The organism is Phaeobacter sp. A36a-5a (genome assembly GCF_037911135.1).
GTDB classification, from domain to species: Bacteria; Pseudomonadota; Alphaproteobacteria; order Rhodobacterales; family Rhodobacteraceae; genus Phaeobacter; species Phaeobacter bryozoorum.
The window spans coordinates 20,626-44,827 of record NZ_JBBLYU010000004.1 but is presented as its reverse complement, the minus strand read 5'-3'; the positions used below and the strand labels follow the sequence as shown (position 1 = coordinate 44,827).

Here is a 24,202-nt window from a genome sequence, read left to right as displayed (position 1 = left end):
ATATGATTTCGCGACGATTTTTTCTGACCTCCGGCCTTGCCTCCGTGGCGGCGCAGACAGCCCTGGCCAATGCGCCGGCTGTTTCTCTGCGCCCGGTGGCACGGGATCCTGCCAGCCTGATCAGCGCCGGCGGCGGGCTGAAGGGGCTCCTGGCGCGCGCGGGCCTCTCTGGGCAGATTGCCTGCGCCGTGGCGGACGTCAAAAGCGGACTGCGGCTTGAGGCTGAGGGCGCCGCGTCGGCCCTGCCGCCGGCCAGCGTCGCCAAGGCGCTGACCGCTCTTTATGCGCTCGATGCGCTGGGGCCGGACCATCGCTTTACCACGCAGATTGTGGCCACCGGCGGGATCAGCGGCGGCGTGGTCGGCGGCGATCTGGTGCTGGTGGGCGGCGGCGATCCGATGCTCAACACCGACAATCTCGCGCGGCTGGCGCAGGCGCTGAAGGCGGCCGGCGTCCGCGAGGTGCGCGGTGCCTTCCGGATCTGGGAGGGGGCGCTGCCGCAGATCGCCTCGATCGACCCGGGTCAGCCCGATCACGTCGGCTACAGCCCGGCCATTTCTGGCCTCGCGCTCAATTACAACCGGGTGCATTTCGAATGGAAACGCGCAGGGCAGGGCTGGGCGGTGACCATGGATGCCCGCACCGAGAAATATCGCCCCGAAGTCTCCATTGCCACGATGAAGATCGCGCAGCGCAGCCTGCCGGTCTACAGCTATTCCGAACGCAACGACACCGATCATTGGACCGTCGCCAGCCAGGCTCTGGGCAAAGGCGGCGCGCGCTGGCTGCCGGTGCGCCATCCGGGCGCCTATGCCGCCGATGTGTTCCGCACCATGGCGCGCGCGAACGGGATCAAGCTGGGCGCGCCGAAACCGGCCAACGCGCCGCCCTCGGGGCAGGTGGTGGCCCATCACAACAGCCCGCCGCTTGATCTGATGCTGAAGGCGACGCTGAAATATTCCAACAACCTGATGGCCGAGATGATTGGCCTTGCGGCAACGCAGGCGCGTGGTGGCCGGCCGCGCACGCTGAAGGATTCGGCGGCGGCGATGAACAGCTGGGCTGCGGCAACCTATGGCATGACCAATACCCGGCTGGTGGATCATTCCGGTCTGGGCGAGGCGTCGCGGATCACACCGGATGACATGGTCAGCGCGCTGGTGGCCTCCTATCGGGACGGGCGGCTGAAACCGCTGCTCAAATCCTTCCCGATGCGCGACAGTAAGGGGCGCGTGCTGAAAGCGCATCCGATCAAGGTCACCGCCAAGACTGGCACGCTCAATTTCGTATCGGGTCTGGGCGGCTTCATGACCGCGACCGACGGCACCGTGCTGGCCTTTGCCATATTCAGCGCCGACCAGCAGGCCCGCGCACGCATACCCCGCGCCGAACGCGAGCGCCCCAAAGGCGCGCAAAGCTGGAATCGCCGCGCCAAAAAGCTGCAACAGAGCCTGATCGAACGCTGGGGCCGCGTCTACGGCAGCTGAACCGTGGCGGTGCAGATGGCGCGCGGCGTATCAGGCATGGCCCGCTACCTGGTTCGCGGCTCTGCCACGGCTCCGGCCGGCAGGTCTAACGGCGGGTCATCGCGTGGATCCAGATCTCTGCCTGCGGCTCATGCGGTGCACGGGTGCCGTCTGTCACAGCCCCCAGCCGCCTCGCCACGGCCTGCGACTTTATGTTGTCCTGATCAATATAGCTGTAGAGCCGATCCAGCCCCAGATCCTTGGAAGCCCATGCCCTGACGGCTATGGCCGCTTCGGTGGCAAAACCCTGCCCCTCGGCCCCTTCAAACAGATGCCAGGCCAGCTCAATCTCGGGCCAGTTGGAATGTTTGATAAGGCCGACGCGACCAACCGGCTGGCGGCTGTCGCGCAATGTGACCATAAAGAAGCCAAAACCGTGCCAATGCCAGTGGCCAACCCCAGTCAGAAACCCGAACCAGGCCTGGTCTGGGGTGATCGCCTCACCCTGTTCAATCATCGACGGGGCGCTGGTCATGAAGCGGGTAAAGGCGGTCAGGTCGTCACGCTCGGGTCCTCGCAGGACCAACCGCGAAGTTGTCAGCCGAGGCGCGGTTGTGAGCGTTGTCATATCGGCCTCTCATTCATTGGGCAAATTGCAGGTGGTCGGGATCAGGCGCTGCCTGTTGCCAGCCCTATCATCAGGCAGCAGGACCGCCCGCGGCCTGCCTCAGACCATATGGCGGGCGCGGGCGCCGCGCTCGATGGCGGCGGCGTGCAGCCGGTCGATGTTCAGCTCATAGCGGATTTCTTCCAGCAGCCGCAGCTCCGACTCGGCAAGGCTGCCATCGGCCGCGGCCACATCGCAGGCCAGTGCATAGGCGGTCTCAAACAGCCGCTCGGGCAGATCCTCGCGGATCAGGCCGAACAGCGCATCCAGCCCGTCCTCCTGCTCGAAAAGGTCAAACACCGTCTGCGAGGTGCGGTTCATCCGGTCGATGTCGTAATCGGCAAAGACCGGCAGCATGTTGACGGCGGATTGGATTTTCACCAGCTCGGCGGTGCGGATATTCTCATCCGAGGCCGAAACCGCCACCATCAGCGCAACGAGGCAATCCTGCGGGGTAAAGGGGTTGGCGGTCTGGGTGTTCATTGTGGGATTCCAGTAAATTGGCACGGGTTCGTGAACAAGAATAGGCATCCCCCCCGGCCCAATCAACGGGTCAATGCGTCACCGGGTGAAATCCGCTGCCGCCTCCCGCTCTTCACCGGTGCGGCGAGGGGCGCGCAGCAGGCGGGGGCGGGGCGAGGGGCCAGCAGAATGCAGGCCGCTGCGGGATCGCCCGCCGGGACCGCGCAAATCGCGCGACATTGGGGCCGTTTGGGCGCTGTTTGGGCGCTATTCTGGTGCTGAAACACTGCGGTTTCTTGACACGTATCGCCGCTCACCATAGGTGAGGCCGACCGGGTGCATGGGGCGCCCGGCAGTGGTGAGCCGCCCGCAGTCACCGGCGCCCGAGACAGCGCCGCAGACGGGGGGCTAGCAGTCCGACCGGAGCCACCTCCGGTTGCCGATGGAGAACATGATGTCTGATCTGCGCGAAGAAGCTCTGAAGAGCAAAGCCTGGCCGTTTGAAGAAGCCCGCCGGGTTCTCAAACGTTATGCCAAGGGCGCGCCGGAAAAGGGCTATGTCCTGTTCGAAACCGGCTATGGCCCCTCTGGCCTGCCGCATATCGGCACCTTTGGCGAGGTGGCCCGCACCACGATGATCAAGAAAGCCTTCGAGGTGATCTCGGATATTCCGACGAAGCTGATCTGCTTTTCGGATGATCTCGACGGGATGCGCAAGATCCCCGGCAACGTGCCAAATGCCGACAGCCTACAGGACCACCTGCAAAAGCCGCTGACCTCGGTGCCGGATCCCTTTGGCGAATACGAGAGCTTTGGCCATCATAACAACGCCATGCTGCGCCGGTTCCTTGATACCTTCGGCTTTGAGTATGAGTTCTATTCGGCCACCGAATTCTACGGCTCCGGTCAGTTCGACGAGATCCTGAAGCGCGCCGTCGACAAATACGACGACATCATGGCGATCATGCTGAAGTCCCTGCGCGAAGAGCGCCGTCAGACCTATTCGATCTTCCTGCCGATCCACCCGGACACCGGCCGCGTGCTCTATGTGCCGATGAAGAAGGTCTGCGCCGAGACCTATTCCATCACCTTTGATGACGAGGACGGCAAGGAATGGACTCTGCCGGTGACCGGCGGCAACGTGAAACTTCAGTGGAAGCCCGACTTCGGCGCCCGCTGGGCGGCACTTGGCGTTGATTTCGAGATGTACGGCAAGGATCACTCCACCAATACGCCGATCTATGATGGCATCTGCCGGGTGCTGGGCGTCCCGGCGCCGGAGCATTTCACCTATGAGCTGTTCCTCGATGCCAACGGTCAGAAGATCTCCAAGACCTCGGGCAACGGGATTTCCATTGATGAATGGCTGACCTATGCCTCGACCGAGAGCCTGGCCTATTTCATGTATCTGAAGCCCAAGACGGCGAAGCGGATGCACTTCGATGTGATCCCCAAGGCGGTGGACGAATACCACCAGCAGCTGCGCGCCTATCACACCCAGGATCTGAAGGGACAGCTGAACAACCCGGTCTGGCACATCCACGCAGGCGATGTGCCGCAGTCGGATATGGTGGTGCCATTCTCGATGCTGTTGAACCTCGCTTCGGCCTCCAGCGCCGAGGATAAGGCAACCATGTGGGGCTTCATCAACAAATACGCCCCCGACGCGACGCCAGAGAGCAACCCGACCATGGATCAGGCGGCGGGCTTTGCGGTGGCCTATTTCAACGATTTCGTGAAACCGGCAAAGACCTATCGCCTGCCCACCGATCAGGAGCGTGCGGCGCTTCAGGACCTGGCGGATGCGCTGAAATCGCCCGAAGCCGCGCTGGCCGCGATTGCCAAGAAGAACGAGATCGCAGGCAGCACCGACCCGCTGCCCGAGGCCGATTTCGCGGATGAGGAATTCCTGCAATCCGTTGTCTTTGCCATCGGCAAGATCCACGGGTTCGAGCCGCTGCGCGCCTGGTTCTCGGCCATCTACGAGGTGCTGCTGGGCGCCACGCAGGGGCCTCGTTTCGGCGGGTTCATCGCCCTTTACGGGGTCGAGGACACCATCACGCTGATTGATCAGGCGCTGGCGGGTGAGCTGGTCTGACCCCGCAGCCATATGTCAACAGAAGGGCGCCTGTAACGGGCGCCCTTTTTGTTTCGCGCAGGGCGCAGCGGCGCGGCAAAACGGTCAGCGGTGATTGACCGCGCCCGCGCCGGGGCTAGCTGACAGGGGCATCAGAGGAGATCTGCCATGCGCAAGTTTTTGTTGATGAGTGTTTCTGTCGCCCTGTTGTCGCTGCCGGTTCCGGGTGCCGCCGAGGGGCGCGATAGCGCGATAACCGGGGTGATCACAGATCAGATCGCCGCCTTTCTCAGGCGTGATTCCGAGGCCGCCTTTGCCCATGCGTCGCCGATGATTCAGGGGCTGTTCGGCAATTCCGAGCGATTTGCACAGATGGTGCAGTCGGGCTACCCGATGGTCTGGCAACCGGATGAGGTGCGCTATCTGGGGCTGCGCACCGTGGCCGGTGGCCTGTGGCAGCGGGTGATGATCACCGATCCAGAGGGGCGGGTACATCTTCTGGATTATCAGATGGTTGAGACCCCGACCGGCTGGAAGATCAACGCCGTTCAGCTGCTGACGGAGGATGCGCCCGCGACCTGATCCATCGCCTGATTCTCCCCCCCGGTGCATACCCTGCGAACGCCCCTCTGAGGGCGCGTTAAACCCCGTCCTTTACAACCCTTTCCCTGAGTGAACCGGGCTGCGGCCTGATCAGCCGGAAACGGCGGTATTAGAAAGGGTGACTGATGAACATAGCGATCACTGACGGCGTAGAGCTGATGCCCCCGGCCTTTGCCGAGGGGCTCAACAACTGGTCCAGCGGCAATGGCACACCGGGGTCGGACACCTATCAGGGCGCGGCCAATGCGGCCTTTGTCGCGGCGGACGCCGATTTTGGCGGCTGTCTTGAACTGCAAAAGACCGCTTCGGTGCAGAAACTGCGCAATATGACCCGCACCATGCTGACGCCGGGCTGCTATTTGCAGGTCACCGCGCGGGTAAAGGCGGTCAGCGGTGCCCTGCCAACCGTTCGCATCGCGGCCTGGGCCGGGCAGTCGGGCGGCGGTCATCTGGGCGGCGTGGTCGAGACCGGGGCGGGCACCAGCCTGTCGACCTACGGAAAAGTGGTTGAGGTATCGGCCATTATCGGCACCGGCAGCCGCAATGGCGTCGATATGGCCTGGGGGCTTGAGGGGCGCTTTGCCCATGTGGGGCTGGATCTGATCGGGCCAAATGGCGGCGTGGTGCGGGTCGACGATATCGAGGTACGCGATGTCACCGGGGTCTTCCTGCGCAATATGATCAGCCTGGTGGATGTGACCGACTATGGCGCAATCGGTGATGGCAGCACCGACAATACCGCCGCCTTTGAGGCGGCTGATGCCGCGGCCGCCGGCCGTCGTGTACTGGTCCCTGCGGGGGAATTCTACCTCGGCAGCACCGTGTCGATGAACCATGAGGTCCAGTTTGAAGGCACCGTCCGCATGCCCACCAGCCGGATGCTGCTGCTGACCCGCAATTTCGATTTCCCCAGCTATGCCGCGGCTTTCGGGGATGAGGAACTGGGCTTCAAGAAGGCGTTTCAGGCGCTGTTGAACAATGCCGATCATGAATCGCTGGATCTGTGCGGGCGCAAGGTGACCCTGCGCGGACCCGTCGATATGCAGGCGGCGGTCCCCAACAAGACCAGCTACGCGACCCGCCGGGTGATCCGTAACGGCCAGCTGGAGGCTGCCGCCAATGCCGCCTGGGACACCGATACCATCACCGCTCAGGCAACCTATAGCACCAGCGCATCCCGCAAGCTGACAAATGTCGCCAATATCGCCAATATTCCCGTTGGCGCGCTTGTCGAAGGCAGCGGCGTCGGGCGCGAAATCTACGTCCGGGACAAGAACGTGGGCGCGGGCGAACTGACCCTGACCGCGCCGCTTTATGATGCGGTGGGCACCCAGCAATACACCTTTCGCGACTTCAAATACATGTTGGATTTCAGCGGCTTCAGCGCGCTCAGTAAATTCGGCATGACCGAAGTCGAGATTCAGTGCGACGGGCGCTGTAGCGGCATTCGTCTGGCCCCGACCGGCACCGTGTTCAGCCTGGACCACTGCTTTATCTCGCGGCCACGAAACCGCGGCATCACCTCAATCGGATCCGGCTGTCAGGGTATCCTGATCGACAATTGCCAGTTCCTGTCCGATGAAGAGCCGCTGAATGTCGGCGCCCGGCAATCCATCGCGCTGAACGTCAACGCCAATGATGCCAAGCTGCGCAACAATCGCGCCACCAAGTTCCGCCATTTCGCATTGCTGGGTGGCCAGAACCAGACGGTGACCGGCAACCACTTCTTTCAGGGCGATACCGTTGCCGATGGCAGCCGCACCGCCGGTCTAATCCTGACCAGCACCAATTGCGCCTCGACCGTGTCGGACAATTACATCGACAATTGTTTTGTCGAATGGACCAATGAACGCGATGCCCGCCCCGATTTCACCAGCGGCTTCTCCTTCAGCGCCCTGTCGATCACCGACAATGTGTTCCTGTCCGGCGATGTCGCCCCCTGGTTCAGCTACATCGTGGTAAAGCCTTATGGCAGCGGCCATTTTCTGAACGGGATGACCGTGTCGGGGAATAAATTCCGCTCCATCAACGGCACCATCGAGCGGGCAGAGCGGGTCGATACCAGCTTCTCCGACCTCGATTTCAGCCGCACCAGGGATATCTTCTACGAGGGCAACACCTATCACAACGTCTCAACCGCGGTGGCCAACCCGCTCAGGATTGAACATGTGCAGGGCAGCGCGGCCACGACCTGGACCGTCGACACCCAGGATGCGCTGCCATTTCGCGGTCAGGCACGGGGCATCGACAGCGTCGTCGCCATTGGCCCGGTAGAGCTCGGCGGCGGCGCCGATCGCCATGCTATGCCCTATGCCAAGCTGCGCGTCGGCAGCCGTCGCGATCAGGTCCAGCTGGTCTGGCCGGAGGCGGTGCGCGGCACGGTGCAGGTAACGGTGCGTGTGGACAGGTGATCCGCAGCGCTGGGGGTCAGAACCGGTGCCAGATCGCCAGTTTGATCCCCAGCGCGCGTGTTTCGGCGCGCTTGTGCTGGAGACCGATCACCAGCTCCGGCGCGCTCTTTCCGAACCGCTTTGCCAGTGGCAGCCGCAGGCTGGGGGTGATGGAAAAGGACAGCGGCGCGCCCGCTGTCCTGCTGGTTTCCACCTGTAGCAGCGGCGCCAGCTTGCCGGGGCGGTTCAACCCCAGCGTGGCATCCAGTTTCCAGGTCTGCTGCCGCCCCTTGCTGCGCCATTCATGACCCAGATCCAGAGCGATCCAACCCGACAGCGGCCTGCCTTTCAGGGCGATGTCGAACCCGCGCCCATAGGACAGGGTGATCCGCTGCATCGGCGCCCAGACCCCGCTGCTCTGATTGGCCCCCAGCGCCAGCTCCACCGCGGTATTTGCCTGTCCCAGACGGGGTAGGGGGTGGCGCAGAAACAGCAGCGCATGGGCGGAGCTGCCGCGGCTGACATTCAGATCGGCGCCGAGCGTCCAGCGCGGATGCAGGCCAAATTCCCCGTAAAATCCGATCTCTGCCGGCAGGCGCTGCCCCTCGCTCAGCCCTTTCAGCGCGGCAAGGTCGCGGCGCAGCGTCAGGCTGGTCGCGCTGAACCCCTGACCCTCCTGCTGCAACCACGCCCCGGCGGAAACCGAGGCCAGCGGCATCAGGCAGAGGGCAAGGACAGCCAGTAAGCGTAGGAACCCGTGCAGCATAAAAACACTTTAAAGTTGATTTTATTTTTGACCACTCTTTTTATGCGTCTGTTGGACAAGGATCGGCGATCCTGCCGGGGCGGGCAAAAACCTCTGCCGGATTTCCTCAAACCGGCGTAGGCTGGAGATGGACAACGGAGGAAGCCATGCCGACGATAGCGACCAATACCGAAACCCAAACCGTGATCACCACCTTTGAGATGACGCCGGGCACCTGTCAGGATCTGCTGGATGCCCTGACCGAAGCCTATGCGGAGTTCATTTCGCATCAGCCGGGCTTTATCTCTGCCGGGTTGCATGTGAATGACGCCCAGACGCGGATCGCCAATTATTCGCAGTGGCGGCGGCGGGAGGATTTTATGGCCATGCTGCGCAGCACCGAGATGCGCAACCGCAATCGCAAGATCAACGAGCTTTGTCGCAGTTTTGAACCGGTGATGTATGAGGTTGCAGCAACCTTTTGATCTCTGGTGCGTTTCCCTGTTGTACGCGGCTGATCTCGATCAAGGCAGGCCGGTGCGCACGGCCTCATGATGGGGGTGCCGCAGACAGAGGAGACCGCAAATGTATCATAATATTCTTGTCCCGATTTCGTTTGATCCCGACCGCGATGTGAGCGCCCCGCTAAAGCTGGCGGGGCTGCTGGCCACGCCAGAGGCCCGGATCACCCTTCTGCATGTGGTCGAACAGGTGCCGGCCTATGCGATTTCCTATATGCCGGTCGATTATCTGGAGGGCACCCGCAAGGCGCTTCAGGCGGAGCTGGACGGCCTGGCCCAGACATTGCCCAACGCGACCGGGCTGCTGATTGATGGCCATTCCGGTCGCTCGATTCTGGACTGGGCCGAACAGAACGCACCCGACCTTATCATCATCGCCTCGCACCGGCCGGGGATGCAGGACCTGCTGCTGGGATCGACCGCCACGCAGGTGGTGCGCCACGCGGCCTGTGCGGTGCATGTCGTGCGCTGAGACTTGCGGTTTTTTGACGCGAGGCCAGCAATTCGTCGCCGACAGGCTTGTCCCGCGCGGCAGCCGACCCCACTTGGATTGCAATCAGGTTTAGCGAGGAGAAAACGATGCAATGTCCAATTGACGGCGCCCAGCTGGTAATGACCGACCGGGCCGGTGTGGAAATCGACTATTGTCCGCAATGCCGGGGTGTCTGGCTTGATCGCGGTGAATTGGATAAAATCATCGAACGGTCCAGCCAGCCAGCGCCGCAGCCGCAGCCCCGGCAGCAGGACAGCTATCGCCCTGAAAAACGCGATTCAGACCGGCATTATTCGGAAAAACGCTACAAGAAAAAACGGGGTGGTTTTCTTGAGGACCTGTTTGATTTCTGATCTAAAAAATGCAGAAAACCGCATTTTGCAAATAAGGGCGGTTTATTCATAGTCGCCTGGTGAGATGCGCGGGCAGCCTGCCGCACCACTTAGTGCAGATAAAAATATGCCCCGGCGCCATGATCTGGCTGCCGGGGCATTATCTAACGCCCTGTTAGATATGAGCTTTGCTGCCGCGTGGGCCTGCGATCAGCCATGCGATCAGGCCGATCACCGGCAGGACCAGGATAACAAGGGTCCAGATCACCTTGGCTGCGGTCGATGCGCCGGATGTCAGGACCTGGTAGATCGCGTAGAGGTCAGCGATAAGAATAAGCAGACCAAGAAGACTGTAACCCATTTTCTCTCTCCATCAATTTTGTTCTGTCTGCTCAACCTTTCAGACGCCAAAAAGGTTCCGCTAAAATTTTTGGGAACCTTTTTGTGAGGCGGATTGTTTGCTTCTCGAACCATCACTGAGATGTATCGCAATCTGAAAAGGAACCACGCTATGAAAACCGCTACCGGAATTATTATGGGTATTGTTGCTGTAATCGCCATTGCGGTCGGCATCTACATGGTCGACGTCGACCAGACCGAAGAGGCAAGCCTGCCTGACGTGGATGTCAGCGTCGAAGGTGGCAACCTGCCGAAATTTGATGCCGAAGTCGGTTCCGTCTCTATCACCGAGGAAACCGCCACCGTAAAGGTTCCCGACGTTGATGTGACCATGGAAGAAGCCGAAATCTCGGTGCCCGGCCTGAAAGTGACACCGCCGGAAGACGCTGCTGACGAAGTTGCCGCCGAATCCAACTAATGCCAGTCCGCCTGTGACCCGGCATTCACTGCCCCCCGCATTTGCGGGGGGTATTTTCGTTTTGGACCCCTATCCGGTCGCCGGTGCTGCGGACCGGGCCGAGGCCGCGCCGCAACGGTGGGCACCTATGAAAATTTCTTCTGCGATTTGCCGCGATAGGCCCGTGTCCCGGCCTTGCCCGCAGTGGACCGGCCCCGTGATTTGACCGCCGCCTCCGATGCGGCTTCGACGGCGGACTGCCGCGCCAGCGGATCGTCGGAAATCGCCAGATCCACCGCTTCCAGCCGTTTGACCTCGTCGCGCAGCCGGGCTGCCTCCTCGAACTCCAGGTTCTCCGCCGCCTTGCGCATCTGTTCGCGCAGCCCGGCCAGATGGGCCTCCAGATTGGCGCCGTGCATCGGTTTGTCGAGGGTTGCGGTCACGCGGTTCATATCCACATCGCCCGCATAAAGACCGGCCAGCACATCCTCGACGTTCTTTTTCACCGTCGCGGGCGTGATGCCATGTTCAAGGTTATAGGCGATCTGCTTGTCACGGCGGCGGTTGGTCTCACCAAGCGCGCGCTCCATCGAGCCGGTGATCCGATCGGCATACATGATGACGCGGCCCTCGGCGTTCCGCGCGGCGCGGCCAATGGTCTGGATCAGCGAGGTCTCCGAGCGCAGGAAACCCTCCTTGTCGGCATCGAGAATCGCGACCAATCCGCATTCGGGAATATCCAGCCCCTCGCGCAAAAGGTTGATGCCAATGAGCACGTCAAAAGCGCCAAGCCGCAGATCGCGCAGGATCTCGATCCGCTCCAGCGTGTCGATGTCGGAGTGCATGTAGCGCACCTTGATGCCCTGTTCGTGCAGGTATTCGGTCAGGTCCTCGGCCATGCGTTTGGTCAGCGTGGTCACAAGGGTGCGGAACCCATCGGCGGTGACACGGCGCACCTCGTCCAGCAGATCATCCACCTGCATCGAGACCGGTCGGATCTCCACCTGCGGATCCAGAAGGCCGGTGGGGCGGATCACCTGCTCGGCAAAGACGCCGCCGGACTGTTCGATTTCCCAGGCCGAGGGCGTGGCGGAAACAAACACCGACTGCGGACGCATCGCGTCCCATTCCTCGAATTTGAGGGGACGGTTGTCCATGCACGATGGCAGGCGGAAACCATGTTCCGCGAGGGTGAATTTGCGCCTATGGTCGCCTTTGTACATGCCGCCGATCTGCGGCACGGAGACATGGGATTCATCCGCAAAAACAATGGCATTGTCGGGAATGAATTCAAACAGGGTCGGCGGCGGCTCGCCCGGTGCGCGGCCCGTCAGATAGCGCGAATAATTCTCGATCCCGTTGCAATGGCCGGTGGCTTCCAGCATTTCAATGTCAAAATTGGTGCGCTGTTCCAGCCGCTGCGCCTCCAGCAGCTTGCCCTCACCAACCAGCTGGTCGAGCCGCATTTTCAGCTCTTCCTTGATCGAGATCACCGCCTGTTTCAGCGTTGGTTTCGGCGTCACGTAATGCGAATTCGCATAGACCCGGATCTGGTCGAAGCTGCCGGTCTTTTCCCCGGTGAGCGGGTCGAACTCGGTGATGCCTTCCAGCTCCTCGCCAAAGAAGGACAGCCGCCAGGCGCGATCCTCAAGGTGGGCCGGGAAAATCTCCAGCGAATCGCCGCGCACCCGGAAGGAGCCGCGCTGAAACGCCTGATCGTTGCGCTTGTACTGCTGGGCAACCAGATCGGCCATCACCTGCCGCTGGTCATATTCGTCGCCGACCTTCAGGTCCTGCGTCATCGCCGAATAGGTCTCGACCGAACCGATACCGTAGATGCAGGAGACCGACGCGATGATGATCACATCGTCCCGTTCCAGCAGTGCACGGGTCGCTGAGTGGCGCATCCGGTCGATCTGTTCGTTGATCTGGCTTTCCTTCTCGATATAGGTGTCAGAGCGCGCGACATAGGCCTCCGGCTGGTAATAGTCGTAGAAGGAGACGAAGTATTCGACCGAGTTTTCGGGAAAGAAGCCTTTGAATTCGCCGTATAATTGCGCCGCCAGCGTCTTGTTTGGGGCAAGAATAATGGCCGGGCGCTGGGTCTCCTCGATCACCTTCGCCATGGTAAAGGTCTTGCCGGTGCCGGTGGCGCCCAGCAGCACCTGATTGCGCTCGCCCTCCAGCACACCTTCGGAGAGTTCCTTGATGGCGGTGGGCTGGTCGCCCGCCGGATCGAACTCGGTGTGCATGACAAATTTCCGCCCGCCTTCCAGCTTGGGACGCTGCTGCGGCGCGCGGTCGGCCATCATCGGCATGGATTTGTCGGAATGGGCGTATGGCATATGGCTCTCTCCTGCTGGGGGCAGAGATTGGTCTGTTTTTGTTCTTATTCAAGGGGCTTTTTCCACCCCGCGCCCGGCGATGGCTTCGCAGCGGCGCAAAATGCCGGTCGCTGAGGGTGGAAATCCCGGTTTTTCCTGCCAAACCCGTGCAATCTGCGGCATTTGCCACCTTGCCCGTGATCAGGGTTCAGCGCATATAGGGGGCAGAGATCTGAGAGGAGATATCCCATGCGAGCGCGGATTTATCGGCCAGCCAAGAATGCCATGACCTCCGGTATGGCCAAGACCCGCAAATGGGTCCTGGATTTCGTGCCCACCAGCGCGCGGGAAGTGGATCCGCTGATGGGCTGGACCTCCTCACATGACACCCAAAGCCAGGTCCGCCTGCGGTTCGACACCAAGGAAGCGGCGCTGGAATACGCCGAGGCCAATGGCATCGACGCCATCGTGACCGAACCAAAGACCCGCAAGGCCAACATCCGGGCGGGCGGCTACGGCGAAAACTTCGCCACCAACCGCCGCGCCCCCTGGACGCACTAGGGTTGTAAATCGGGGCAAAGTTGTCTCGGAATTGGGGCAAGGATGTCGCGAAGTCGAGCTCCAATCAACATGTAGAGTGCTCACTGGGTGCCCTGTCTATTTCTGACGAAGCTGTGGCGGCAGTTGTAAATCGGGATCAAGTTGCGGCCGGATGGTCCACAAGACCCGGCAGACGCAATTTTCTGAGGATACAAGTCGACCCAGTGGGTGCCTTTTTGGGTTCGAAACCTGATCAATTCACAGTCGTGAACGTCAAGCAAAGCTTAGGATTTACACCAAAACTTCGGCAGATCATCTGATAAAGCGGCTCAGTAACACCCATGCCTTGTCAGCATCGGCGCCCTCTCTTGCGACAGACTGCTCCTGATCGGCGGTAAGCACGATTGGTCTGCAGTTTGCCTCATTGCTCAGCGCCTCTATGAGGCGGAGCCGTACCCAAGGGCTGCTTTACACATTCGTGCTTGGCGCAGCTTCGGCCTGTTGCAGGCGCAAAAATCCCTTCAGACCCCATAGTTGCCATGCAGAGAGACGTGGCAGCCTTGGCTGATGCTGAGGTCGGCACCAAGGGGACCGCGAAGCGCAGAAAGCGGGCTTTGCAAAGTCAGGTCCAGAGGGTGGCGGGACCTGACTGACCGGCCCGAACCGGACTTTGCCGTTGTTACCTAATGCGGCGGCGCAGCTTCACCATAGCGGCCATTCGTAAGTCACCTGGCAGCCTAGGGTGTCCAAGGCCGCGAGAGACCAACCGCGTGAATGTCGCAAATTGATGGTTAATGCACTCACCAACTCGCTAGCCTCAACGAGATGACTTTATTGATCGGCCTAACATGACATCCTTAGCGCCAACATCTCCCAACGCGGATGCCCACAAGTACGGTGCGCTCTTCGTATTTGCGGCGGGTATGCTGTGGTCAACCGTCGGCCTTGGCATTCGCCTGATCGAAGATGCTGTCGTGTGGCAGATACTGCTCTATCGTTCGATCAGCATGTCGCTCTTTTTGTACGTGCTTATCCGCGTGCGGTCTGGCGAAAGCCCCTTTGTTCAGATCCGCCGCAATGGTGCCCCTGCTATCATCGCAGGGCTTTCGTTGGTTGCGGCCTATTCCGGGGGCATCTACGCGATCCAGAACACCTCGGTCGCAAATGCAATGCTTCTGTTTGCGACAGCACCGTTTATGGCTGCGGTGCTCGGATGGTTTGTGTTGCAGGAACCCGTCCGCGCTGCAACCTGGATAGCGATCGCCGTCGCAATCGGCGGAATCGGGATCATGGTCGCCGATAAATCCGGAGGCGTCGCTCTGAAGGGCAGCCTCGCCGCGCTTGGATCAGCATTCGGGTTTGCGGTCTTCACTGTGGCGCTGCGATGGGGGCGAACAGGGGAAATGCTGCCAGCAGTTTTCCTGTCGGGCATCTTCGCCATCGCCATCACCTTGGCGATCTGCTTTGGCCTCGATCTCTCGCTAGTTCTGAGCCCCAATGACGGCGGGATCGCCATGGCCATGGGCGTGTTTCAGGTCAGCGCTGGTCTGATCCTCTACACGCTGGGGTCGCGCAGCCTTCCTGCGGCAGAGCTCGCCCTGCTGTCATTAGCCGAGGTGCTACTCGGCCCACTCTGGGTCTGGCTGTTTCTAGGGGAAACCGCGACTGTAAATACCCTGATTGGAGGTGCTGTTCTGCTTGCGGCGATTGCGGGCAATGCGCTGTCGGGCAAGCGAAGAAAACCACCGCCCATCACCGCACCTTAGAATAGGAACCACGGCCCAGAGCCGCCGTTGATCATCACCTTCCACCGCTGGGGTGCAGCCCGTCATTCCGGACTTTCGCCGTACCCGCGAAATCTCAGAGGTGGCGAATTCACAAATGCGGGACAAAACTGCCTTTTGCTCACGCGGCTATTGCTGGCGCAGCATATGCTCGCAAGTGCGGCAGGTTGGTCGCTGCGATGCAGCCGATGCCGCCAGAACGGTCATTGAAAGCAAATCTGAGGGCGAAAATCCGAACCGTCCTTTCGCTGCGCAGCTGGTCGACAAGCGAGACGCGGACGGTGCCGACCTTCACGTAAGCGAGCTCAATGACCACTTATCCATGCCGCAAAAAAAATTGGGATAATGACTTCTTCTTCATCCCAGATATGGCGGTTGAGGATATTATCCAATGCTTGGCCACCCTTATGCAAGCCTGCCAGTTGGTCGCGTGTGACCACGGGATCGTTTAGCTGGGTCAGTGCTGCTTGCGTGCCATCCAGTGCCGCATCCAATACCTTGTGATCGCGATCCAACAAAGAAAACCCACGGTTTAGTTCGGGGTACATCAATCCAAATTGAGGGAAGTAACCATGGTTGAGCTACTCCCCGAAAATCGGACACTGACGTAAGCTACAATTTGCTGTCTGTTGATCTTCGACGCAGAGGAGATCAGAGATGTCGAAACGGAAGAACCATTCGCCTAAGTTCAAGGCCAAGGTCGCGCTTGAGGCTTTGAAGGGCGAGCGGACTGTCGCTGAGCTGGCAAGCCAATTTGGCGTTCATCCGACAATGATCCATAGCTGGAAGCGGGCGCTCCTGGAGGGCGCGTCCGGCGTATTCGAGCGTGGCGGCAAGAGAACCCCGGAGATTGATGAAGAGCAGGTCAAAGAATTGCACGCCAAGATCGGGGAGCTGGCCGTTGCCAACGATTTTTTGTCACGAAAGCTCAAACCCTGGATCGGCAAGTGAGGCGGAAAATGATCGGACCTGCCAATGCCAATGCCAATGCCAATCTGCCCATTGGCAAGCAATGCAAGCTGCTGTCGATCCCGCGGTCTTCGTTTTATTATCAGCCCAAGGGCGAGACGGTGCTGAACCTGGCGCTAATGCGCCTGATCGGCGAGCAGTTTCTGGAAACGCCGTTCTTCGGTGTTCGGCAGATGACTTGGCATCTTCGCAACGAAGGCCTTCTGGTGAACGCGAAACGGATCAGACGGTTGATGCGGCTCATGGGCTTGATGCCGATCTGCCAAAAGCCCAACACCCGCTGCCTGACAGTACATGCAAAGCATGTGCGAGAGGGGGCAAGGCGGCGAAGGGCCACAAGACGTATCCCTACTTGTTGCGAGGGTTGCGCGTCGACCGGCCCAACCAGGTCTGGGCCGCAGACATCACCTGCCAGCCAATGCGACGGGGCTTCTTGTATCTGGTAGCGATCATGGACTGGCATACCCGCAAGGTTCTGGCCTGGCGCATCTCGAACACGCTGGAAGCCGACTTCTGTGTCGAGGCTCTGAATGAGGCGATCCACCGCTTCGGCCCGCCAGAGATCATGAACACCGACCAGGGGAGCCAATTCACGTCCTTTGCCTGGACAGATCGTCTGCGCCGCTCCGGCGTGCGCATCTCGATGGATGGCAAGGGTCGGTTCCTCGACAATATCTTTGTCGAACGGCTCTGGCGCAGCCTGAAATACGAGTGCGTCTACTTGCACGCATGGGAAACAGGATCAGAAGCAAAGGTGGGCGTCGGCAAGTGGGTCGAATTCTACAACCGCAAACGCCCCCATTCCGCCCTTGGTGGCAAACCTCCGGCCGTGGTTTATTGGCTGAGAAAAGACGAAACCCAAACAGGTCAGCAGGAGCAGAGAGTAGCTTAAGTTACGCCGAAAGCTGTCCAACGATTGGGGAGTAGCTCACTTTGCCTTCATTTAATAGGCATTGATTTGAGGTTGTCACGGTTTTGTTGCACAAATCATCTGAGGGACCAACTGCTCATGCCCGTCAGCTATCACTCTGGATTCAAACAGTGAATCCCTCAGATGATTTGTGCAACAAAACCCTTCCAGCGACAAAGGCGACAGTCCGGCCCTGCCCGAACTGCTGAGCCAGTCCCGCCAGAGGAACAGATCTGCACCGTGACCGCCTTCTCGTGCATGTAGACATGCACTGCCGGGCAAGGGATGGCGCCTACGACACGCGCCGCTGCCATACGGCCATCCTGGATCGAGGCGCCGCCGCCGTCATCCCTATCCGCAAGAACGAGCGTCTTTGGAAGGAAGACTGTCCGGCCGCAACGGCTCGCAACGGGATCCTGCGCGCCACCCGGCACCTCGGGCGGGCCATCTGGAAGCGATGGACCGGCTATCATGCCCGAAGTCGGATCGAGGCAAAGATGCGATGTCTGAAATCCTTCGGCGTACGCATCGCCTCACGAGACTTCGACCGACAGGTGGCTGGACACCAAATCCGGATCGCGGTTCTAAACAGCTACACCGCCCTTGGCATACCCGTCACAGTGCCCGTAGGGTAAGTCCGTCCGGGGAAAGGGGAAGCGCCCCCTTCACATGATTTGTGCAACAGAGCTTATCCGGCGGCCCAAATCAGCCCCCCCGATGGCAGAGGAGGCCTGCGGTCCGGTTACCGGCGTGCCGGCCCGGTCGTGGAGCGGCAGGGCTGGGGCGGGGCCATGCTGTGGGCGTCAGCTGTGCTACCTATGATTGATTCGATCAGCGGAACGGCGGTCACCTGTCAATTCGCCGTTCTGCGCGGTTCTGCGGCCCTTGCAACTGTCCGCACAACTTCGCTCATGCCCCGACGTCAATGGGCCAGCTTTTGCCGAAACCAAGGAGTGTCGAAAAACTCACCAAAAATAGTGAGTTGAACGATCATTCAATTCGGAAACGATCAGGGCACGAAACCAATATATCTATAATCTCCGAGGTCAGCCGATGGCGGCCCGGGCGCTCCGACATGCCTGCGGAGGGCTACGGGTGAATTTTGCCCATCATATCTGACTACTCGGGGTTGAACGATTGGGTTGAATGACAGGGAGGCCAACATGCCAACATCAACCGAGACCAGCACAGACTGGTGGACCAATGATCAAACGCCGGAGAACCCCTTTGGCAAAAGCGAGGATTACGAGGGGTTTCTCGATTATCTGGGTGCGCTGGGACGCAGCCTGACGCCGGAAATCGCCGCTGAACCGCTGGTGATCAACCTGACCGGGCTGAATGATCACCCCAGCTACAAAGAGGCGGCCATCGGCGCGCTGGAGATGTGGTCCGCAGTCACGCCTTTGCAATTTGAGATCGTCGATGACGCCCCCTTTGATGCCGATGTGCACTGGATGGAGGTTGTCAGCCCGGAAATCGGCGAACAAAATGACGGCAGCGCCTTTTCCAGCGACCGCTATGTCAGCGTCGGCCAGCGCTTCCACGATACCGAGCCGAATATCACCGACCTTGGCGGCTATGTCTTTGATACCTTTGTGCATGAGTTCGGCCATGAATTCGGCCTGAACCACCCCGGTCTTTATAACTACAGCGGCCCCGGCGGCGTGCAGATCAACTATCTGAACAATGCGACCTGGACCTATGACCGTCAGCAATACAGCGTCATGTCCTATTTCGATGGTATCGACGTGGGTGAGGATACGCGCTGGTCAGCGGTGACCCCGCTTATGGGTGATATCGAGGCGATCATTCGCCGCTATTTCTCCACCGTCGATGATGAGGGCGTGCGGACATATCAGACCATCAACCTCAATACCGATGACAATACCTATGGCTTCAACAGCAGCGAATACGGCTACCTGCTGACCGAGGACGGGCCGCAGCACGATATCGGTTTTGTGATCCATGACACCGGCGGCGATGACACCATCGATTTCTCCGGTTCCACCGCCAGCACCATTCTGGACCTGCGTGCCGGTGAGTTTTCCAGCGTCAACGGGCACAACAACAATGTGTCGATCTTTGCCGGGCACAACGCGGATCAGACTGAATATTACATCGAGACAGGGATCGGCAGCAGCTACGACGATATCCTGATCGGCAATGACGGCGACAATGTTCTGGACGGGCGCGCGGGCAATGACCGCATGGCCGGCAATGGCGGAGATGACGTCTATTTCGTTGATTCCATTGATGATATCGTTCGCGAGGAAGAAAACGGCGGCAATGACACCGTGATCGTGGTGGCCGATGGGCTGGATCTGGGCGACATCGCCAATGTGGAGACCATCATCTACGCGGGCGGCACGCCGGGAACACCGGGCAGCGACGCGCCGGATGCGCCGAACGAGGGGCCAACCGACGCGCTGGACAGTCTGATCATCGGGGATGACAGCAATGAGACGCTGGATGGCGGTGCCGGTGGCAACACCATCTTTGGCCTTGGTGGCGATGATCTGATCATTGGCGGGCGCGATACGCTGGCCAGCCGCGACATCAACAACACCATTGATATTGCTGACCTTGAGGATCAGACCGAAACCGACGATGGCAATGACGCGCTTTATGGCGGCGATGGCAATGATACCATCAACGGCGGAGCGGGCGACGACCTGCTGGACGGCGGCGATGGCAACGACCTGTTGCGCGGTCAGGCGGGGGCCGATGTGTTCCGCGGCGGGGCAGGGATCGACACCGTTGATTTCAGCCAGGAAAGCCCGTTCCAGCTGCTGGTCAACCTGGAAACCAATGTGGCCAGCGGGGGCACCGCTTCGGGCGATACCTTCTACAGCATTGAAAACCTGATCGGCTCGGATGACCGGATCGACCGGTTTATCGGCACCTCCGACAACAACCATTTCTGGGGTCAGGGCGGCGGCGATGTCTTCAATGGCGGCGGCGGTGACGACACGCTGGATGGCGGCAACGACGGTGACATGCTCTATGGTGAGGACGGCGACGACGTTCTGATCGGCGGCAGCGGTCAGGATTATCTCGACGGCGGCGCAGGCGTGGATACCGTGGTTTATACCACCAGCTCGGTCGGGGTGACTGTCGATCTGGAAAACGGCACAGCCCGTGGCGGCGACGCTGACGGACCGGTGCAGATCGTCGGACGCGGCACCACGATCCGTCATGACATCATCGTGGATGTGGAAAACGCGGTTGGCTCGCTCCATGACGATCACCTGATCGGCTCGGATGGCGAAAACACCCTGAGCGGCGGTGCCGGCGACGATGTTCTGACCGGCGGTGGCGGGGCGGACCTGCTTGATGGCGGCGCGGGCAGCGATACGGCCGACTACGCCAATGCGACCCGTGGCGTGAAGCTGAACATGGCCAATGGCAAGACCGCGGGTGACACCTATGTTTCCATCGAGAATATCTCCGGCTCCGGTTTCAATGACCGGATCAAGGGCGACGGCTCCGACAATGTGCTGACCGGGCAGGGGGGCAATGACACCCTGAAAGGCGGCAACGGGGATGACACCCTGCTGGGGGATTTTGCCGATGCCGCGGATGCGATACCGCAGCCCGGTCTTGGCACCGGCTACGCCACGCTGGGTCCGGATGCGACCAATAACTCGATCGAAACCGCCTTTGATATCTCGGATAACTTCTCGCTGACCGAGGACCCGGATATCTTTGACTCGACCAGCGTGCTGCACACCACAGTGAATGCCACCGGCAACGGGGCGGGTGGTTACTACCGCATTGATCTGGCGGCGGGCACCGTGCTGACCATCGACATCGACGGGATTGCCGATCCCAATGTTCACGACAGCTGGGTTCGGCTGCTGGACAGCGAGGGCAATATCGTCACCCAGAACGATGATGGCGGCGGCGATCCCGGCTCCACCAGCAACCGCGACTCCAGCACTGTCTTTGTGGTCGAGGAAACCGGTACCTACTACATCCTTGAGGGCAGCTGGTCGCCGGATACCGCCGATGGCTGGTCCGAGAGCGTGCCTGAAGGCTCCACCTATGAGCTGAATGTCTCGGTCGAATTCCCACCGGCACCGGCGCAGCCGGGCGAGGCGGGCGAGGATGTGCTCAGGGGCGGACGTGGCAACGACATGCTGGATGGCGGTCTGATGGCGGATACGCTCTTTGGTGGTCAGGGAGACGATTACTTCCGCTTCTCGACCGAGCTGGGTGCGGACAATATCGACGAGATCCGCGACTTCGATGTGGCCAGTGACACCATCCTGCTGGACAGCGCGATCTTCACCGAAGTGGGCGCAGAGGGTGTGCTGGACTTTGGCGCCTTCCACAGCAGCGCTTCGGGTACCGCGCTCGATGCGGCGGACCGGATTGTCTACAACACCTCCAGCGGTGCGCTGACCTATGATGCGGACGGTCGGGGCGGTGACGATGCGATCCAGTTCGCCCAGTTGCAGTCCGGGCTACAGCTGACATCAGATGATTTTGTGATCATCTGATCTGATATGAACAGGCACAGGGGGCCGATTGCGCCCCCTGTGCCGGCTATGTTTCGGGAGAGGAAACACCATGCCCCGCTATCTTGCCCCGCAGTCTATCAGACAGTCCCAACCTCGGTCCCATATCCAGCCGCTGCACCGGCGTCAGCTGATCCTCGGGCTGGCTGCAACCGCGCTGGTGGTCACCGCTGATCGCGGCCGGGCACAGCCGGGAGCGGTGCAGGGGATTGTCACCTTTGCCGGCGAGGGCAAGATCCCGAAGGGGCGGATCACCGTCTTCCTGTCGGATCCGTCGCAGGCAGATGCGCCCGATGACACTGCGGCGCGGGTCGATCTCATCAGCGATGGCGCCAGCCGGCAGATCGCATTCAGCCTGCCGCAGACAGAGCTGCCGCAGAACCATACCGCCCGGCGGCTTGTCGCGCGGCTGGAACGGGAAGATGGCTGGCTGATCGCCCGTGGCAGCGCCAAGCTCGCCGCAGGCCAGCGGCCCGAGGTCACGCTCAACACGGTGATGTACTGACCGCATGCCGAACCTGCGATAAGTCCAAGCCTGCGAAGGATGTTTTCCTACCGCTATCTGCGGTCTCATGGTATCAGACCGATGTGCTGCCCGGCAGCAGCGCAGAGCCACAGAAGACGCAAGGAGCGCGAGGATGTTCAACGCAGATCGTGTCACAGAGGTTGCCCAGTCCAGCGTGGTCGAAACGCTGGATCTGTCCATGTTCAGCGAGGCCGATATTCTGAACACCGTGCTTCAGCGGTCCGAGGTGCTCTTTGATCTGGACCGTCCCGGCCGACCGATCCGGCGCTGGTCCAAGGGCAAGCCGGAGGAGTTGCAGGACGAAGTGGCGCGCCGCGGCGATCTGCTGCTGAAACGCGCGATTTCAGTGCTCTACCTTGAGTATCTGGCGCTGAAGCCCACGCTGGAGACACTTGCGCCGAAACATGTCGCGGATATCGGATGTGGCTATGGCTTCATTGATCTGTTTCTGGCGCGGGAGTTTGCCTGCGCGATCACCCTGATCGACCTGGAAGACAATGAGGCAACCCATTTCGGCTTCGACGCCGAAGGGGCCGCCTATAGCAGTCTCAGCACCGCGCGGGCGTTTCTGACCGCCAATGGCGTGGCGGATGTGACGACGGTGAATCCGGGCCGCGAGGATCCGAACCGGATCGGAGATGTCGATCTGGCGCTGTCGCTGCTCAGCTGCGGTTTTCACTATCCGGTCAGCACCTATGAGACCTTCTGGAAGAACAGCGTCAAACCCGATGGGGCGATCATCCTCGACCTGCGCGATGCCGAGGCCGTCCCCCAGCGCGCGCTGCTGGGCCAGATCGGCGCGCTGCATGATCTGTGGAGCGGCGAGAAGTGGACCCGCATTCAGGTCCGCAAACCCGCCGCCTAGCCGACCTGCCACTGGGTGTATCAAGCCAATGATCTGCGGGTGTTTTTCGCCCCTGTAATTTGCCAGCACGATGCGCTATCCGGGGGGAGAGCCTGGCGCGGCGCCGGGGGTGTGATGATGCGCGCATGGCGACGCCGCCTTTGATACCGATGGGTGGCCTTGCGGGTGCCCGACGCCTGTTAGCCCTTGCGGAGCGCCTTTGATGACCATCACCCATCTTGTGACCCATTCCGGCGGGTTTCACGCCGATGAACTGCTGTCCTCGGTCATTCTGACGCGGCTGTTTCCCGATGCCACGCTGCTGCGCTCGCGTGAGGAGGCCTGGATCACGCCGCAGGCGGGGCGGATCATCTATGACGTGGGCCGGGCCTATGATGCCGAGGCGCAGGTTTTCGATCATCACCAGCGCCCCAATCCGCTGCGCGACGATGGCCAGCCCTATAGCTCCTTTGGGTTGATCTGGCGGCATTATGGCCGCGATTACCTGCGCAGTCTGGCGGTGCCGGAGGCGGATATCGAGGTGATCCACCACAGTTTTGACCAGGGGTTCGTGCTGCCGGTGGATCTGCTGGACAATGGCGCGATTGAACCTTCGGTTGCGGGGCCGCTGGCGGGAATGACGCTGCCGGTGCTGCTGGAGACGCTGAAGCCGGCGTTTGACGACAGCCGCGAGGGCGCGGATGATCAGGCGTTTCTGGCAGCACTGCCGGTGGCGCGCGCCTTTGTCGAGGCGGCGGTCCGGGGGAGGGCGGCGAAACGGCGCGCCGAGGTCATGGTGCTGAGCGCGATCGAGGCCGCAGGTGCGGCACGGGTGCTGGAGCTGCCGATGGGAATGCCCTTTCGCGCGGCGGTCGAGGCGGCCGGGGCTGACCATCTCTTGTTCGTGGTCCATCCGCGCAGCAGCGACTGGACGCTGACCACCATCCGCAAGAGCGGCGACAGCTTTGAAAGCCGCGCCGATCTGCCTGCGGCCTGGGCCGGGCTGACCGATGCCGCGCTTGAGGCGGCCTGCGGGGTCAAGGGGGCCAAATTCTGCCACAACGCCCGGTTCATCGCGGTGGCCGACACCCGCGCGGCGATCCTTGAGATGGCGGAGCTTGCGGTGGCTGAGGCACAGCGGCCTGCGGCGTAAACCTTGGGTCCGAGGTGGCGCGGCATGGTCCGTGTCTGGGGCAGCCCGGTTGTCAGCTCGCGCTGTGGAAAAGGTCAGCC

Annotated in this window: 20 protein-coding genes and 2 pseudogenes; 16 read left to right on the top strand and 6 right to left on the bottom strand. The window is 61.0% G+C overall.

The genetic code is table 11. The features are described from left to right. Positions 1-2: 2 nt before the first annotated feature. Positions 3-1,487 carry a D-alanyl-D-alanine carboxypeptidase/D-alanyl-D-alanine endopeptidase gene (gene dacB, locus WLQ66_RS15770; RefSeq protein ID WP_340547290.1) on the top strand — a complete coding sequence of 495 codons (1,485 nt, stop codon included), beginning with the start codon at positions 3-5 and terminating at the stop codon, positions 1,485-1,487. An 85-nt stretch (positions 1,488-1,572) separates the two neighbouring features. On the opposite strand, the gene WLQ66_RS15765 is transcribed toward dacB, so the two are convergent. Together WLQ66_RS15765 and WLQ66_RS15760 are read right to left on the bottom strand one after the other, a co-directional pair. Further along, positions 1,573-2,094: a GNAT family N-acetyltransferase gene (locus WLQ66_RS15765; RefSeq protein ID WP_340547289.1), complete on the bottom strand. Its 522-nt coding sequence runs from the start codon at positions 2,092-2,094 to the stop codon at positions 1,573-1,575. 99 nt (positions 2,095-2,193) lie between these two features. Beyond that, a complete protein-coding gene (locus tag WLQ66_RS15760) occupies positions 2,194-2,616 on the bottom strand; it encodes a tellurite resistance TerB family protein (RefSeq protein WP_340547288.1) in 423 nt (140 codons plus the stop codon). Between the two features lie 433 nt (positions 2,617-3,049). Here WLQ66_RS15760 and WLQ66_RS15755 point away from each other — a divergent pair, with 433 nt between their 5' ends. The 3 genes from WLQ66_RS15755 (at position 3,050) to WLQ66_RS15745 (ending at position 7,686) form a co-directional block, all read left to right on the top strand. Further along, positions 3,050-4,693: a lysine--tRNA ligase gene (locus tag WLQ66_RS15755; protein WP_340547287.1), complete on the top strand. Its 1,644-nt coding sequence runs from the start codon at positions 3,050-3,052 to the stop codon at positions 4,691-4,693. 147 nt (positions 4,694-4,840) lie between these two features. Next, positions 4,841-5,254, top strand: coding sequence for a DUF4864 domain-containing protein (locus tag WLQ66_RS15750; RefSeq protein ID WP_340547286.1), 414 nt, complete (start codon positions 4,841-4,843; stop codon positions 5,252-5,254). Positions 5,255-5,400: 146 nt separating this feature from the next. Then, the gene (locus WLQ66_RS15745) at positions 5,401-7,686 is read left to right on the top strand and encodes a glycosyl hydrolase family 28-related protein (RefSeq protein ID WP_340547285.1); all 2,286 of its coding nucleotides are present in this window, start codon (positions 5,401-5,403) and stop codon (positions 7,684-7,686) included. Between the two features lie 16 nt (positions 7,687-7,702). Here WLQ66_RS15745 and WLQ66_RS15740 read toward each other — a convergent pair whose 3' ends face one another. Further along, positions 7,703-8,431, bottom strand: a complete 729-nt coding sequence (locus WLQ66_RS15740) for a hypothetical protein (RefSeq protein ID WP_340547284.1) — start codon at positions 8,429-8,431, stop codon at positions 7,703-7,705. Positions 8,432-8,577: 146 nt separating this feature from the next. Between WLQ66_RS15740 and WLQ66_RS15735 the strand changes: the two genes are divergently transcribed. The 3 genes from WLQ66_RS15735 (at position 8,578) to WLQ66_RS15725 (ending at position 9,777) form a co-directional block, all read left to right on the top strand. Further along, positions 8,578-8,895 carry an antibiotic biosynthesis monooxygenase family protein gene (locus WLQ66_RS15735; protein ID WP_061049879.1) on the top strand — a complete coding sequence of 106 codons (318 nt, stop codon included), beginning with the start codon at positions 8,578-8,580 and terminating at the stop codon, positions 8,893-8,895. A 100-nt stretch (positions 8,896-8,995) separates the two neighbouring features. Continuing rightward, the gene (locus WLQ66_RS15730; protein WP_260098957.1) at positions 8,996-9,403 is read left to right on the top strand and encodes a universal stress protein; all 408 of its coding nucleotides are present in this window, start codon (positions 8,996-8,998) and stop codon (positions 9,401-9,403) included. Between the two features lie 107 nt (positions 9,404-9,510). Further along, positions 9,511-9,777 (top strand): TFIIB-type zinc ribbon-containing protein, encoded by a 267-nt coding sequence (locus tag WLQ66_RS15725; protein WP_340547283.1) that lies wholly within the window; start codon positions 9,511-9,513, stop codon positions 9,775-9,777. A 154-nt stretch (positions 9,778-9,931) separates the two neighbouring features. Here the strand turns inward: WLQ66_RS15725 and WLQ66_RS15720 are convergent, their stop codons facing one another. Beyond that, positions 9,932-10,117 (bottom strand): PLD nuclease N-terminal domain-containing protein, encoded by a 186-nt coding sequence (locus WLQ66_RS15720; RefSeq protein ID WP_340547282.1) that lies wholly within the window; start codon positions 10,115-10,117, stop codon positions 9,932-9,934. A 150-nt stretch (positions 10,118-10,267) separates the two neighbouring features. Between WLQ66_RS15720 and WLQ66_RS15715 the strand changes: the two genes are divergently transcribed. Beyond that, a complete protein-coding gene (locus WLQ66_RS15715) occupies positions 10,268-10,573 on the top strand; it encodes a hypothetical protein (RefSeq protein WP_340547281.1) in 306 nt (101 codons plus the stop codon). A gap of 125 nt (positions 10,574-10,698) precedes the next feature. Here the strand turns inward: WLQ66_RS15715 and uvrB are convergent, their stop codons facing one another. After that, on the bottom strand, positions 10,699-12,897 hold the full coding sequence (gene uvrB / locus WLQ66_RS15710) for an excinuclease ABC subunit UvrB (RefSeq protein ID WP_340547280.1): 2,199 nt from the start codon (positions 12,895-12,897) through the stop codon (positions 10,699-10,701). Between the two features lie 228 nt (positions 12,898-13,125). Between uvrB and WLQ66_RS15705 the strand changes: the two genes are divergently transcribed. Beyond that, entirely contained in the window at positions 13,126-13,437 is a 312-nt protein-coding gene (locus WLQ66_RS15705; RefSeq protein WP_340547279.1) for an ETC complex I subunit, read from the top strand. A gap of 827 nt (positions 13,438-14,264) precedes the next feature. Beyond that, on the top strand, positions 14,265-15,182 hold the full coding sequence (locus WLQ66_RS15700) for a DMT family transporter (RefSeq protein WP_340547278.1): 918 nt from the start codon (positions 14,265-14,267) through the stop codon (positions 15,180-15,182). Between the two features lie 323 nt (positions 15,183-15,505). Here WLQ66_RS15700 and WLQ66_RS15695 read toward each other — a convergent pair whose 3' ends face one another. Next, entirely contained in the window at positions 15,506-15,715 is a 210-nt protein-coding gene (locus tag WLQ66_RS15695) for a hypothetical protein (RefSeq protein WP_340547277.1), read from the bottom strand. A gap of 142 nt (positions 15,716-15,857) precedes the next feature. Between WLQ66_RS15695 and WLQ66_RS15690 the strand changes: the two are divergent. From WLQ66_RS15690 to WLQ66_RS15665, 6 genes and pseudogenes are all read left to right on the top strand, one after another. After that, positions 15,858-17,061 (top strand): annotated as a pseudogene (locus tag WLQ66_RS15690) (IS3 family transposase). Between the two features lie 184 nt (positions 17,062-17,245). Continuing rightward, positions 17,246-17,714, top strand: a pseudogene (locus WLQ66_RS15685) (transposase); the annotation flags it as partial. Positions 17,715-18,242: 528 nt separating this feature from the next. Further along, positions 18,243-21,581, top strand: a complete 3,339-nt coding sequence (locus tag WLQ66_RS15680; protein WP_340547276.1) for a M10 family metallopeptidase C-terminal domain-containing protein — start codon at positions 18,243-18,245, stop codon at positions 21,579-21,581. 70 nt (positions 21,582-21,651) lie between these two features. Continuing rightward, positions 21,652-22,104: a hypothetical protein gene (locus WLQ66_RS15675; protein ID WP_340547275.1), complete on the top strand. Its 453-nt coding sequence runs from the start codon at positions 21,652-21,654 to the stop codon at positions 22,102-22,104. A 133-nt stretch (positions 22,105-22,237) separates the two neighbouring features. Beyond that, positions 22,238-22,990 carry a class I SAM-dependent methyltransferase gene (locus tag WLQ66_RS15670; protein ID WP_340547274.1) on the top strand — a complete coding sequence of 251 codons (753 nt, stop codon included), beginning with the start codon at positions 22,238-22,240 and terminating at the stop codon, positions 22,988-22,990. A gap of 202 nt (positions 22,991-23,192) precedes the next feature. Then, entirely contained in the window at positions 23,193-24,122 is a 930-nt protein-coding gene (locus tag WLQ66_RS15665; RefSeq protein ID WP_340547273.1) for an MYG1 family protein, read from the top strand. The last annotated feature ends 80 nt before the right edge of the window (positions 24,123-24,202 follow it).